Origin of the sequence: Pseudomonas sp. TKO26 (assembly GCF_003225665.1) — a bacterium.
Classification (GTDB): Bacteria; Pseudomonadota; Gammaproteobacteria; order Pseudomonadales; family Pseudomonadaceae; genus Aquipseudomonas; species Aquipseudomonas saponiphila.
In genome coordinates this window covers 49582-63286 of the sequence record NZ_QKLN01000014.1, presented here as the reverse complement: position 1 = coordinate 63286, position 13705 = coordinate 49582, and the positions used below count along the sequence as shown (strand labels likewise).

Annotated in this window: 10 protein-coding genes; 7 read left to right on the top strand and 3 right to left on the bottom strand. The window is 63.8% G+C overall.

The features are described 5' to 3' along the window. Positions 1–31 precede the first annotated feature (31 nt). A complete protein-coding gene (gene tcdA / locus DNK59_RS19615) occupies positions 32–850 on the bottom strand; it encodes a tRNA cyclic N6-threonylcarbamoyladenosine(37) synthase TcdA (RefSeq protein ID WP_110724261.1) in 819 nt (272 codons plus the stop codon). A 211-nt stretch (positions 851–1061) separates the two neighbouring features. Between tcdA and DNK59_RS19610 the strand changes: the two genes are divergently transcribed. The 4 genes from DNK59_RS19610 (at position 1062) to DNK59_RS19595 (ending at position 6311) form a co-directional block, all read left to right on the top strand. Further along, complete coding sequence (locus DNK59_RS19610; protein WP_110724260.1) at positions 1062–3653, top strand: glycosyltransferase; 2592 nt, start codon at positions 1062–1064, stop codon at positions 3651–3653. A 233-nt stretch (positions 3654–3886) separates the two neighbouring features. Then, positions 3887–5038 (top strand): succinyl-diaminopimelate desuccinylase, encoded by a 1152-nt coding sequence (dapE, locus tag DNK59_RS19605; RefSeq protein ID WP_092320008.1) that lies wholly within the window; start codon positions 3887–3889, stop codon positions 5036–5038. Beyond that, complete coding sequence (locus DNK59_RS19600) at positions 5038–5847, top strand: putative RNA methyltransferase (protein WP_110724259.1); 810 nt, start codon at positions 5038–5040, stop codon at positions 5845–5847. Before dapE ends, DNK59_RS19600 begins: the two co-directional genes overlap by 1 nt. 86 nt (positions 5848–5933) lie before the next feature. After that, positions 5934–6311, top strand: coding sequence for a hypothetical protein (locus DNK59_RS19595; RefSeq protein WP_092320004.1), 378 nt, complete (start codon positions 5934–5936; stop codon positions 6309–6311). 103 nt (positions 6312–6414) lie between these two features. Here the strand turns inward: DNK59_RS19595 and DNK59_RS19590 are convergent, their stop codons facing one another. Continuing rightward, positions 6415–6624: a cold-shock protein gene (locus DNK59_RS19590; protein WP_011059510.1), complete on the bottom strand. Its 210-nt coding sequence runs from the start codon at positions 6622–6624 to the stop codon at positions 6415–6417. Positions 6625–6883: 259 nt separating this feature from the next. Here DNK59_RS19590 and plsB point away from each other — a divergent pair, with 259 nt between their 5' ends. The 3 genes from plsB to DNK59_RS19575 are packed head-to-tail and all read left to right on the top strand — an operon-like array spanning position 6884 to position 10552. Beyond that, the gene (gene plsB / locus DNK59_RS19585; RefSeq protein ID WP_110724258.1) at positions 6884–9388 is read left to right on the top strand and encodes a glycerol-3-phosphate 1-O-acyltransferase PlsB; all 2505 of its coding nucleotides are present in this window, start codon (positions 6884–6886) and stop codon (positions 9386–9388) included. 51 nt (positions 9389–9439) lie between these two features. Further along, positions 9440–9838, top strand: a complete 399-nt coding sequence (locus DNK59_RS19580; protein ID WP_110724257.1) for a YbaY family lipoprotein — start codon at positions 9440–9442, stop codon at positions 9836–9838. A 24-nt stretch (positions 9839–9862) separates the two neighbouring features. Continuing rightward, complete coding sequence (locus DNK59_RS19575) at positions 9863–10552, top strand: DUF4197 domain-containing protein (protein WP_092319998.1); 690 nt, start codon at positions 9863–9865, stop codon at positions 10550–10552. Positions 10553–10645: 93 nt separating this feature from the next. Here the strand turns inward: DNK59_RS19575 and DNK59_RS19570 are convergent, their stop codons facing one another. Beyond that, positions 10646–13702 (bottom strand): efflux RND transporter permease subunit, encoded by a 3057-nt coding sequence (locus tag DNK59_RS19570; RefSeq protein ID WP_110724256.1) that lies wholly within the window; start codon positions 13700–13702, stop codon positions 10646–10648. Positions 13703–13705: the final 3 nt, after the last annotated feature.

Below are 13705 nucleotides of genomic sequence, written 5' to 3'. Positions count from 1 at the left end.
CTACAACAGCTCGTGTCTGTGCAAGCCGACCTTATGCAGCGGGCTTGCTGCGCTCGGACGGGCGGCGCACGCCGGCAACGATCTTGTCCACCGCCTTGGTCGCCGCCACCATGCCGAAGGTCGCGGTCACCATCATCACCGCGCCAAAGCCGCCAGCGCAGTCGAGCTTGACCCCGTCGCCGACAAAGCTCTTCTGCAGGCAGATGCTGCCGTCCGGTTTCGGGTAGCGCAGTTGCTCGGTGGAAAACACGCAGGGCACGCTGTAATGGCGGGTCACGGTGCGCGAGAAGCCATAGTCGCGGCGCAGGGTGGAACGCACCTTGGAGGCCAGCGGGTCATTGAAGGTGCGATTCAGGTCGCAGACCTGGATCAGCGTCGGGTCGATCTGCCCGCCGGCGCCGCCGGTGGTGATGATCTGGATCTTGCGCCGCTTGCACCAGGCGATCAGCGCCGCCTTGGCGTTGACGCTGTCGATGCAGTCGATCACGCAGTCGATGTTCGGGGTGATGTATTCGGCCATGGTCTCGCGGGTGACGAAGTCCGCCACCGCATGCACGCGACAGTCCGGGTTGATGCCGCGCAGGCGCTCGGCCATGACCTCGACCTTGGGCTTGCCCACGGTGCTGTCCAGGGCGTGCAACTGACGGTTGCTGTTGCTGACGCAGACGTCGTCGAGGTCGAACAGCGAGATCTCGCCGACACCGCAACGGGCGATGGCTTCCGCCGCCCAGGAACCGACGCCGCCGACCCCGACGATCGCCACATGGGCTGCCCGCAGCCGTTCCAGGCCTTCAATGCCATACAAACGGGCGACACCGGCGAACCGTGGATCTTCTGTACTCATGACCATCACCTAAAAAACCGGCGCGCATTATAGGGCCTGGAAGCGACAAGTTTTAAGCCGCCAGCTACAAGTAAAGAACTTAAACCCAATTACAGTGCCTAAGGTCCGGCTTTCCTCTGTGCGCTGTACGCTCAGTTGAGGGCCGGTGTAGGATGCCCGCCGTTTGGCGCCTGCCAACCCTTCCCTCGTTCCACACTTTTTGGAACCCGAAATAGCTATGTCATCGCGTAAATTTGGACTCAACCTGGTGATAGTGCTGGCCATCGCCGCGCTGTTCACCGGCTTCTGGGCGCTGATCAATCGCCCGGTATCGGCCCCCGACTGGCCGGAACAGATCTCCGGTTTTTCCTACTCGCCTTTCCAGCAGGGCCAGTTCCCGCAGAAGGACCAGTACCCGTCCGACGATGAAATGCGTCGCGACCTGGAGATCATGAGCAAGCTGACGGACAACATCCGTACCTATTCGGTGGACGGCAGCCTGCAGGATATTCCCAAGCTGGCGGAAGAGTTCGGCCTGCGCGTGACCCTGGGCATCTGGATCAGCCCGGACCTGGAGCGCAACGAGCGGGAAATCATGCGCGCCATTGAACTGGCCAACAGTTCGCGCAGCGTGGTGCGGGTAGTGGTAGGCAACGAAGCGATCTTCCGCAAGGAAATCACCGCCGACCAGTTGTCGGTAATTCTCGATCGGGTGCGTGCCGCGGTGAAAGTCCCGGTCACCACCTCGGAACAGTGGCACGTCTGGGAAGAACACCCGGAGCTGGCCAAACACGTCGACCTGATCGCCGCGCACATCCTGCCCTACTGGGAGTTCATCCCGGTGGACAAGGCCGGGCAGTTCGTCCTCGACCGCGCCCGGGACCTGAAAAAGATGTTCCCGAAAAAGCCGCTGCTGCTGTCCGAAGTGGGCTGGCCGAGCAACGGCCGCATGCGCGGTGGTGCCGACGCCAGTCCGGCGGACCAGGCAATCTACCTGCGCACCCTGGTCAACAAGCTCAATCGCCAGGGCTACAACTACTTCGTCATCGAAGCCTTCGACCAGCCGTGGAAGGCCAGTGACGAAGGCTCGGTGGGCGCCTACTGGGGCGTGTTCAACGCCGCGCGCCAGCAGAAATTCAACTTCGAAGGCCCGGTGGTGGCGATCCCGCAGTGGCGGGTACTGGCCATCGGTTCGGTGGTGCTGGCGCTGCTGTCGCTGACCCTGCTGATGATCGACGGCTCGGCCCTGCGCCAGCGTGGCCGCACCTTCCTGACCTTCATCGCCTTCCTCTGCGGTTCGGTGCTGGTGTGGATCGGCTACGACTACAGCCAGCAATACAGCACCTGGTTCAGCCTGACCGTGGGCTTCCTCCTCGCGCTCGGTGCGCTGGGGGTGTTCATCGTGCTGCTCACCGAGGCCCATGAACTGGCCGAGGCGGTGTGGATCCACAAGCGCCGGCGCGAGTTCCTGCCGGTGGAGGGCGACTCCAGCTACCGGCCGAAAGTCTCGATCCACGTGCCGTGCTACAACGAGCCGCCGGAGATGGTCAAACAGACCCTCAATGCCCTGGCCAACCTCGATTACCCGGACTTCGAAGTCCTGATCATCGACAACAACACCAAGGACCCGGCGGTCTGGGAACCGGTGCAGGCCTATTGCGAAACCTTAGGGCCGCGCTTCAAGTTCTTCCACGTCGCGCCCTTGGCCGGTTTCAAGGGCGGCGCGCTGAACTACCTGCTGCCGCACACCGCCAAGGATGCCGAAGTGATCGCGGTGATCGACTCCGACTACTGCGTCGACCGCAACTGGCTCAAGCACATGGTGCCGCACTTCGCCGACCCGAAGATCGCCATCGTGCAGTCGCCCCAGGACTACCGCGACCAGAACGAAAGCACCTTCAAGAAGCTCTGCTACGCGGAATACAAGGGCTTCTTCCATATCGGCATGGTCACCCGCAACGACCGCGACGCGATCATCCAGCACGGCACCATGACCATGACTCGGCGCTCGGTGCTGGAAGAATTGGGCTGGGCCGACTGGTGCATCTGCGAAGACGCCGAGCTGGGCCTGCGGGTGTTCGAGAAAGGCCTGTCGGCGGCGTACCACCACGAAAGCTACGGCAAGGGCCTGATGCCCGACACCTTCATCGACTTCAAGAAGCAGCGCTTCCGCTGGGCCTATGGCGCGATCCAGATCATCAAGCGCCACACCGCCAGCCTGCTGCGCGGCAAGGACACCGAGCTGACCCGTGGCCAGCGCTACCACTTCCTCGCCGGATGGCTGCCGTGGGTCGCGGATGGCATGAACATCTTCTTCACCGTCGGCGCCCTGCTGTGGTCGGCGGCGATGATCATCGTGCCGCAACGGGTCGACCCGCCGCTGCTGATCTTCGCCATCCCGCCGCTGGCGCTGTTCGTGTTCAAGGTCGGCAAGATCATCTTCCTCTACCGCCGGGCGGTGGGGGTCAACCTCAAGGATGCGTTCTGCGCGGCCCTGGCCGGCCTGGCGCTGTCGCACACCATTGCCAAGGCGGTGCTGTACGGCTTCTTCACCAGCAGCATTCCGTTCTTCCGCACCCCGAAGAACGCCGACAACCACGGCTTCTGGGTGGCGATCTCGGAAGCCCGGGAAGAGCTGTTCATCATGCTGCTGTTGTGGGGCGCGGCGCTGGGGATCTTCCTGGTGCAGGGCCTGCCGAGCAACGACATGCGCTTCTGGGTGACCATGCTCCTGGTGCAGTCGCTGCCTTATGTGGCGGCACTGGTCATGGCCTTCCTTTCGTCGCTGCCAAAACCTGCGGAACATCCCGAGCCGGCGCCAGCCGCCTAAATCGATGCAAAGCACTAAACGGCGGCCTCTGGCCGCCGTTTTGCTTTAAGATATCCGCCATTTTGCGCGCCTAGCCCGCAGCTCTCCCTGTAGGAGCGAGCTTGCTCGCGATAGATGTCAAGAATGACGCCAGCACCTGAAGCTCTGCGCCGCTCTTGAGTCCATCGCGAGCAAGCTCGCTCCTACAACAAGAAAAGAGCTGCGCCTGATCTTGCCTTGCACCGGAGTTCCCCATGACGGCCCATGCCGAGCTTTCGCCGACCCTGCAACTTGCCTGTGACCTGATCCGTCGCCCCTCGGTGACACCGGTCGACGCCGACTGCCAGAAAATGATGATGCAGCGCCTGGGCGATGCCGGCTTCAAGCTGGAGCCGATGCGCATCGAGGACGTGGACAACTTCTGGGCCACCCATGGCCGGCACGAAGGTCCGGTGCTGTGCTTCGCCGGCCACACCGACGTGGTGCCCACCGGGCCGGTCCAGGCCTGGCAGAACGATCCGTTCGAAGCCCTGATCGATGAACACGGCATGCTCTGCGGCCGTGGCGCGGCGGACATGAAAGGCAGCCTGGCCGCGATGGTGGTGGCTGCCGAGCGCTTTGTCGCCGACTACCCGGACCACAAGGGCTCGGTCGCCTTCCTCATCACCAGCGACGAAGAAGGCCCCGCGCACCACGGCACCAAGGCGGTGGTGGAGCGCCTGGCGGCACGCAAGGAACGCCTGGACTGGTGCATCGTGGGTGAGCCTTCGAGTACCAGCCTGGTGGGCGACGTGGTCAAGAACGGCCGCCGCGGCTCCCTCGGCGCCAAGCTTACGGTGCGTGGGGTACAGGGCCACGTGGCCTACCCGCACCTGGCGAAGAACCCGATCCACCTGGCGGCCCCGGCCCTGGCGGAACTGGCGGCCGAGCACTGGGATGACGGCAATGCCTTCTTCCCGCCCACCAGCTTCCAGATCTCCAACCTCAATTCAGGCACCGGCGCTACCAATGTAATCCCCGGTGACCTGGTGGCGGTGTTCAACTTCCGCTTCTCCACCGAATCCACCGTGGAAGGCCTGCAACAGCGGGTCGCGGCGATCCTCGACAAGCACGGCCTGGACTGGCACGTGGACTGGGCCCTGTCCGGCCTGCCATTCCTCACCGAACCCGGCGCCCTGCTGGACGCGGTTTCGGCCAGCATCAAGCAGGTCACCGGCCGCGACACCAAGGCGTCCACCAGTGGTGGTACTTCCGACGGTCGGTTCATCGCCACCCTGGGCACCCAGGTAGTGGAGTTGGGCCCGGTCAACGCAACCATCCACCAGGTCAACGAGCGGATCCTGGCCAGCGACCTGGATGTGCTGACCGAGATCTACTACCAGACGCTCGTCAAGTTGCTTGCCTGATGCTGGCCTGTCCTCTTTGCAGCGCCCCGCTGAACGCCGTGGACAACGGCGTGGTCTGCCCGGCCGGGCATCGCTTCGACCGCGCGCGCCAGGGCTACCTGAACCTGCTGCCGGTGCAGCACAAGAACAGCCGTGACCCAGGCGACAACCAGGCCATGGTCGAGGCCCGCCGCGACTTCCTCAACGCCGGGCACTACGCCCCGGTGGCCCGGCGCCTGGCCGAGCTGGCGGCGGAACGCGCGCCCCAGCGCTGGGTCGACATCGGTTGTGGCGAGGGTTACTACACCGCGCAACTGGCCGAGGCCCTGCCTGGCGCCGACGGCTACGCCCTGGATATTTCCCGGGAAGCGGTGAAACGCGCCTGCCGCCGCGCGCCGCAACTGACCTGGATGGTCGCCAGCATGGCGCGCATCCCCCTGGCCGATGCCAGTTGCCAGTTTCTCGCCAGCGTCTTCAGCCCCCTCGACTGGCAGGAGGCCAAGCGTCTGTTGAGCCCCGGCGGCGGCCTGATGAAGGTCGGCCCCACCAGCGGCCACCTGATGGAACTGCGCGAGCGCCTGTACGACGAGGTGCGCGAGTACACCGACGACAAGCACCTGGCCCTGGTGCCTGAAGGCATGGCCCTGGCCCACAGCGAAACCCTGGAGTTCAAGCTGTGCCTGGAACGCCCGGAAGATCGCGCCAACCTACTGGCCATGACTCCTCACGGCTGGCGCGCCAGCGCCGAACGCCGGGCCGCGGTGATCGAGCAAAGCGAGCCTTTCGAGGTCAGCGTATCGATGCGCTACGATTACTTCGTGCTGCAATAACCCCACTACAACCCACGACTTCGGGCATCGACCCGGGGTCGAAGAAATCCGCGAATGGATTTTTCAGACCGGCAATGAGGACATCCATGCGCCAGCCCGATATCGAGATTTACCTGAAAGACGCCGACGTCGACTACAAGGCCATCGCCGCCTGGCTCGGCGCCGTGCTCGGCCCTTGCAGCGACTGGGTCCAGAAGGGCCAGACCTACAAATGCAGCGCAGGCGACGTGCCCGTGACCTGGCTGCCCAAAGCGGTGGGCAAGTGGAACAGCCTGTACCTGGAAAGCGACCAGACCCCGTGGGATGACGACATCGCCTGCGCCCGCGCGGCCTTTGCCGCCTTGAACGTGGAAGTGCGCTGCGCACCGGGCAGCTGGGTCGAGGAAGAGGGTGAAGAGTCCGCCGATCGCTGGATTCGCATCAGCGCCGACGGTGAAGAAGAGATTACCTGGCGCACCGCCTGACCACCGCATACCCGTAGGAGCCGGCTTGCCGGCGAAGAGGCCTTCAAGACTTGCGCTCGATAGACCGGCGCCTTCGCTGGCAAGCCAGCTCCTACCGGGTGGGTTACAGGCCGACGACGTCTTCGGCCTGCAGACCTTTCTGGCCTTCGACCACGGCGTACTCCACCTGCTGGCCTTCGGTCAGGGAACGGTGGCCTTCGCCACGGATCGCTCGATAGTGGACAAACACGTCCGCCCCGCCTTCACGCTGGATAAAGCCGTAGCCCTTGGCGTCGTTGAACCACTTCACGTTGCCGGTCTCACGAGTAGTCATGAATCCATACCTCATTTTTTTATTATTGGATTGGCGCACTGCAACCAAACCTTGAGAACTTTCCCTAGGCCTGTCTCTCTATGACAGGAGGCAATACGGCCGCGGGAGAGTCGGCCGAGTATATGACAGGCGTAAAAACTCTCAACTCAATCTTGTTTCGGCGCTTTTTTGCCGATTTTCGACGAATCCGGCACACTACCGGCCCCGAGCAGTTGCTCGGTTTTGTGTTCATCCACATATTCACTCACGCAGAAGCCGTATGACCCGCTCCCCGATCCGCCGTCTTGTGTTTGGCACCTTGCGCCGCCTGCTGTACCTCTGGGTGCGCTCGGAAACCATCAACCAGTCGTCCTTCACCCTCGACCTCGACCGCAGCCGGCCGGTGTTCTACGTCCTGCAAAACCCATCCCTGACCGACCTCGCCGTGGTCGATAGCGAATGCACCAAGGCCGGTCTGCCACGCCCGGTGCTGCCGGTGTCGGTGGGCAACCTGCTGGAGCCTGCGGCGTTCTTCTACCTGACCCCGGAGCCCGACTGGCTCGGCCGCCAGGACAAGCGCGGCGCGCCACCGACCCTGACCCGACTGGTCAGCGCACTGGCCCAGAACGCCGCCGAAGATGCGCAGATCATTCCGGTCAGCGTGTTCTGGGGCCAGTCCCCGGACAGTGAATCCAGCCCGTGGAAACTGCTGTTCGCCGACAGCTGGGCGGTCACCGGGCGCCTGCGCCGGCTGCTGAGCATCATGATCCTGGGACGCAAGACCCGAGTGCAGTTCTCCGCGCCGATCAACCTGCGGGAGCTGATCGAACACAACAAGGGCCATGAGCGCACCGTACGCATGGCCCAGCGCATCCTGCGGGTGCACTTTCGCAACCTCAAGGCCGCGGTCATCGGCCCGGACATCTCCCACCGGCGCAACCTGGTCAAGGGCCTGCTCAACCAGCCCCTGGTGAAACAGGCGATTCTCGACGAGGCCGAGCGCGAAAACATTTCCCCGGAAAAAGCCAAGGCCCAGGCCCTGCGCTACGGCAACGAGATCGCCTCGGACTACACCTACACCGCGATCCGCTTCCTGGAAGTGGTGCTCAGCTGGTTCTGGAACAAGATCTACGACGGGATCAAGGTCAACCACCTGGAAGGCGTGCAGAAGATCGCCCAGGGTCACGAAGTGATCTACGTGCCCTGCCACCGCAGCCATATCGACTACCTGCTGCTGTCCTACCTGCTGTTTCGCAACGGCCTGACGCCGCCACACATCGCCGCCGGGATCAACCTCAACATGCCGGTGATCGGCGGCCTGCTGCGCCGCGGCGGGGCCTTCTTCATGCGCCGCACCTTCAAGGGCAACCCGCTCTACACCTCGGTGTTCAACGAGTACCTGCACACCCTGTTCACCAAGGGCTTCCCGGTTGAGTATTTCGTCGAAGGCGGCCGCTCGCGCACCGGACGCATGCTGCAACCCAAGACCGGAATGCTGGCCATTACCCTGCGCAGCTTCCTGCGCAATTCGCGCATGCCCATCGTCTTCGTGCCGGTGTACATCGGCTACGAGCGAGTGCTGGAAGGCCGCACCTACCTGGGCGAGCTGCGCGGCGCGAGCAAGAAGAAGGAGTCGATCTTCGACATCTTCAAGGTCATCGGCGCCCTCAAGCAGCGCTTCGGCCAGGTGGCGGTGAACTTCGGCGAACCGATCAAGCTGGCGCAGTTCCTCGACCAGGAGCAACCGGACTGGCGCACTCAGGAACTGGCCCCCCAGTACCGCCCGGCCTGGCTCAACGAAACCACCAATCGCCTGGGCGAACGGGTGGCCCAGCACCTCAATGAAGCCGCGGCGATCAACCCGGTGAACCTGGTGGCCCTGGCCCTGCTCTCCACCAGCCGCCTGGCCCTGGACGAACGCGCCATGGCCCGAGTCCTGGACCTGTACCTGGCACTGCTGCGCCGCGTCCCCTACTCGCCCCACACCACCTTGCCGGAAGGTGATGGCCGGGCGCTGATCCAGCACGTCAAGGACATGGACCTGCTGGCCGAGCAAAGCGACGCCCTGGGCAAGATCCTCTACCTGGACGAGCAGAACGCCGTCCTGATGACCTACTACCGCAACAACGTGCTGCACATCTTCGCCCTGCCGGCGCTGCTGGCGAGCTTCTTCCAGAGCTCGTCGCGCATGAGCCGCGAACAGATCCTGCGCTATACCCGCGCGCTCTATCCCTACCTGCAGTCGGAGCTGTTCATCCGCTGGTCGCTGGAAGAACTGGACGCGGTGGTGGACCAGTGGCTGGAAGCCTTCGTCGAGCAGGGCCTGCTGCGCTTCGAGAAGGACCTGTATCTGCGCCCGGCCCCCAGCTCGCGGCATTTTGTCCTGCTGACGCTGCTGTCCAAGAGCATCGCCCAGACCCTGCAACGCTTCTACATGGCCATTTCCCTGCTGCTCAACAGCGGCCAGAACAGCATCAGCGCCGAGGAGCTGGAAGACCTATGCACGGTCATGGCCCAGCGCCTGTCGATCCTGCATGGCCTCAATGCCCCGGAGTTCTTCGACAAGAGCCTGTTCCGCCACTTCATCCAGACCCTACTGGACCAGGGCGTATTGCGCCGCGACGAAGCCGGCAAGCTGAGCTACCACCCACTGCTGGGGGACCTGGCCGAAGGCGCGGCCAAGCGCGTGCTGCCGGCGGAGATTCGCCTGTCGATCCGCCAGGTCGCCCTGCATCGCAGCGAAGATGCCGCCGAGCAGCTCGCGACGCCGGTGCAAAGCGACTAGATTCTTATCGGCGCCGCAGAATCTGCGGCGCCCCCGATACGGAGATCCGCCATGAAAAAACTCATCCTGCTGGCAGCCACCGCGCTGCTTGGCGCCTGCCAAGCCATGCAGCCTGCGGCCAAGGCCAGCCTCGATGGTGAAGTCTTCTATCTGCAACGCATCGCCCTACCGGCCACCGCCATCCTGAGCGTGAGCCTGCAGGACGTGTCCCTGGCGGACGCGCCGGCGCAAGTCCTGGCCGAGCAGAAAGGTCCGATCAAGGGCCAGGTGCCGCTGCCTTTCCACCTCAGCTACGACCCGGCCCAGGTCAAGCCAGGCCATCGTTACGCGGTCAGTGCGCGGATCGAGCTGGACGGCAAGCTGATGTTCATCACCACCGAACACAACGGAGTCAATCTTGATGGCAAGGATCCCCAGCCGCTGAAACTCCGTGTCGACGCTGTACGTTAACTCTCATTGTCCAAGGAAGCCGCCATGCTCCGTACCTCGCTCCGCTTCACCAGCCTGTGCGCTGGCCTGATGATCTCCGCCAGTGCCCTGGCCCTGTCCCTCAGCGACCTGTCCCAGGGAGACGCCAGCGGCGGCCTCAAGGACGCCCTGACCCAGGGCGCGCAGATCGCCGTCAAGCAGCTGGGGACCCCAGGCGGTTTCAGCAACAACCCCGATGTACGCATCGAACTGCCGGGCAATCTCGGCAAAGTGGCGAAGAAAATGAAGCAGTTCGGCATGGGCGATCAGGTCGATCAGCTGGAAACCAGCATGAACAAGGCCGCCGAGGCGGCTGTACCGCAAGCCCAGGCCCTGCTGGTGGATGCCGTGAAAAAGATGACCGTGGCCGACGCCAAGGGCATTCTCGCCGGCGGCAAGGACTCTGCCACCCAGTACCTGGACAAGAGCAGCCGCGAGCAGATCCGCGCCAAGTTCCTGCCGATCGTCAAGCAGGCCACCGACCAGGTCGGTCTGGCCAAGCAGTACAACTCCTTCGCCGGCCAGGCCGCGACACTGGGGGTACTGGATGCCAAGAACGCCAATATCGAAGGTTATGTGACCGAACAAGCCCTCAATGGCCTGTTTGAAATGATCGGCAAGCAGGAAGAGAACATTCGCCAGAACCCGGCGGCAGCCGCCACCAGCCTGGCCAAGAAAGTCTTCGGCAGCCTGTAAGACCTTCCCCTCAGCGGTAGGAGCCCGCTTGCTGGCGAAGGCGTCCGCAAGCGGACGCCGGCCTCAAGGGGCTCTTCGCCGGCAAGCCGGCTCCTACGACTTCTTGACGCGGAACCATGCCGCATAAAGTGCCGGCAAGAACAGCAGGGTCAGCACCGTTGCGACGATCAGCCCGCCCATGATGGCCACCGCCATCGGCCCGAAGAACACGCTGCGCGACAACGGAATCATCGCCAGCACCGCCGCCAGGGCCGTCAGCACGATGGGCCGGAAACGCCGCACCGTGGCTTCGATGATCGCATCCCAGGGCTTCTGCCCGGCCTTGATGTCCTGCTCGATCTGGTCCACCAGGATCACCGAGTTGCGCATGATCATCCCCGACAGGGCAATGGTCCCGAGCATGGCTACAAAGCCGAACGGCTGGCGGAACACCAGTAGAAACAGGGTGACCCCGATCAGCCCCAAGGGCGCGGTGAGAAACACCATCGCCGTGCGTGAAAAGCTGCGCAGCTGGATCATCAGCAAGGTCAGCACCACCACGATGAACAGCGGCACCCCCGCCTTCACCGAGTTCTGGCCACGGGTCGAATCCTCGACGGTGCCGCCCACATCCAGCAGGTAGCCATCCGGCAGTTCGGCGCGGATCGGCTCCAGGGTCGGCAGGATCTGCTGCACCAGGGTCGCCGGCTGTTCCTTGCCATAGATGTCGGCGCGCACGGTGACGTTGGGCAGACGATTGCGATGCCAGATCACCCCTTCCTCAAAGCCGTATTCCAGGGTCGCCACCTGGGACAGCGACACGCTCTTGCCGTTGTCGGTGGGCACCGCCAGGCTCGGCAGCAACGACAGTTCGCTACGCTCCTCGCGAGTACCGCGCAGAAGGATCTCGATCAGTTCGTTGTCCTCGCGGTACTGGCTGACGGTGGAGCCGATCAGCGAGCTCTGGAGGAACTTCGACAGGTTGGCGGTACTTACCCCCAGTGCCCGGGCGCGATCCTGATCGACGTTCAGGTAGACCACCTTGCTCGGCTCTTCCCAGTCCAGGTGCACGTTGACCACATGGGGGTTCTCACGGACCTTGGCCGCGACCTTGCGCGCCAGGGCGCGGACTTCCTCGATGTGTTCGCCGGTGACCCGGAACTGCACCGGGTAACCCACGGGCGGCCCGTTCTCCAGGCGCGTGACACGCGAACGCAGGGCCGGGAACTGTTCATTGAGGGTGGAGATCAGCCAACCCCGCAGGCTTTCGCGCTCCTCGATGGACTTGGCCAGCACCACGAACTGGGCAAAGCTGGTGGCCGGCAGTTGCTGGTCCAGCGGCAGGTAGAAACGCGGCGAACCGGTGCCCACATAGGCCACGTAGTTATCGATGCCCGGGTGATCCTTGAGCATCGCTTCCAGACGCTTGACCTCGTCGGCGGTATTGCTCAGGGAGGCGCCCTCCGCCAGCTTCAGGTCGACCATCAGTTCCAGGCGTCCCGAGGCCGGGAAGAATTGCTGCGGCACGAAGCGGAACAGCATGACCGAGCCGACAAACGCCAGGATGGTCAGCACGATCACGGTCTTGCGCCGCTCCACACACCAGCCGACCACGCGGCGCACACGCTGATAAAACGGCGTGCCGTGGGGGTTGGACTCGGCGCCGTGCTTGGCGGCATGGATCTTGGCCAGATCCGGCAGGAGCTTTTCCCCCAGGTAGGGGACAAACACCACGGCGGCGATCCACGAGGCCACCAGGGCGATGGTCACCACCTGGAAGATCGAACGGGTGTATTCACCGGTGCCCGACTGGGCCGTGGCGATCGGCAGGAAGCCCGCCGCCGTGATCAGGGTGCCCGTGAGCATGGGAAAGGCGGTGCTGGTCCAGGCGAAGCTGGCGGCCTTGATCCGGTCAAAGCCCTGCTCCATCTTGATCGCCATCATCTCCACGGCAATGATCGCGTCGTCCACCAATAGCCCCAGGGCCAGCACCAACGCGCCCAGGGAGATCTTGTGCAGGCCGATGCCCAGGTAGTACATGGTGGCGAACGTCATCGCCAACACCAGGGGAATGGCCAGGGCCACCACCATGCCGGTACGCACGCCCAGGGAGAAGAAACTCACCAGCAGCACGATGATCAGCGCCTCGGCCAGCACCCGGACAAACTCGCCGACCCCGGTCTTCACCGCCGCCGGCTGGTCGGACACCTTGCGCAGCTCCATGCCCGCTGGGAGGCTTTTCTGCAGGCGCGAGAACTCGCCTTCCAGGGCCTTGCCCAGCACCAGGATATCGCCGCCCTCCTTCATCGCCACGGCCAGGCCGATGGCGTCTTCCCCCATGAAGCGCATGCGCGGGGCGGGAGGGTCGTTGAAACCACGACGCACATCCGCCACATCACCGATGCGGAAGGTCCGACCGGCCACGCGGATCGGGAAATTGCGAATCTGCTCCACCGTCTGGAAATTGCCCGATACCCGCAGTTGCACCCGCTCACTGGGGGTTTCGAAGAACCCGGCGGTGGAGACAGCGTTCTGTTCTTCCAGCGCTTGCTGCACGGCCGCCAGCGGCAGCCCCAGGGTGGCCAGCTTGACGTTGGACAGCTCGATCCAGATCTTCTCGTCCTGCAGGCCCAGCAGGTCGACCTTGCCCACATCCTTGACCCGTTGCAGCTGGATCTGGATGCGGTCGGCGTAGTCCTTGAGGACCGCGTAGTCGAAACCCTTGCCGGTCAGCGCGTAGATGTTGCCAAAGGTGGTGCCGAACTCATCGTTGAAGAACGGCCCCTGGATGCCCGGTGGCAGGGTGTGACGGATATCGCTGATCTTCTTGCGGACCTGGTACCAGAGATCGGGGATCTCGTTGGAGTGCATCGAGTCCCGGGCGATGAAGGTCACCTGGGACTCCCCGGGCCGGGAGAAGGAGACAATGCGGTCGTACTCGCCGGTCTCCATGAGTTTCTTTTCAATGCGCTCGGTGACCTGGCGCGAGACTTCCTGGGCCGTGGCCCCCGGCCAGTTGGTGCGAATCACCATGGCCTTGAAGGTGAAGGGCGGATCTTCGCTCTGCCCCAGCTTGGTGTAGGACAGCGCCCCGACAATGGCCAGCAGCAGCATCAGGAACAGGACGATCTGGCGATTGCGCAACGCCCAGGCGGAAAGGTTGAAACCCATCGT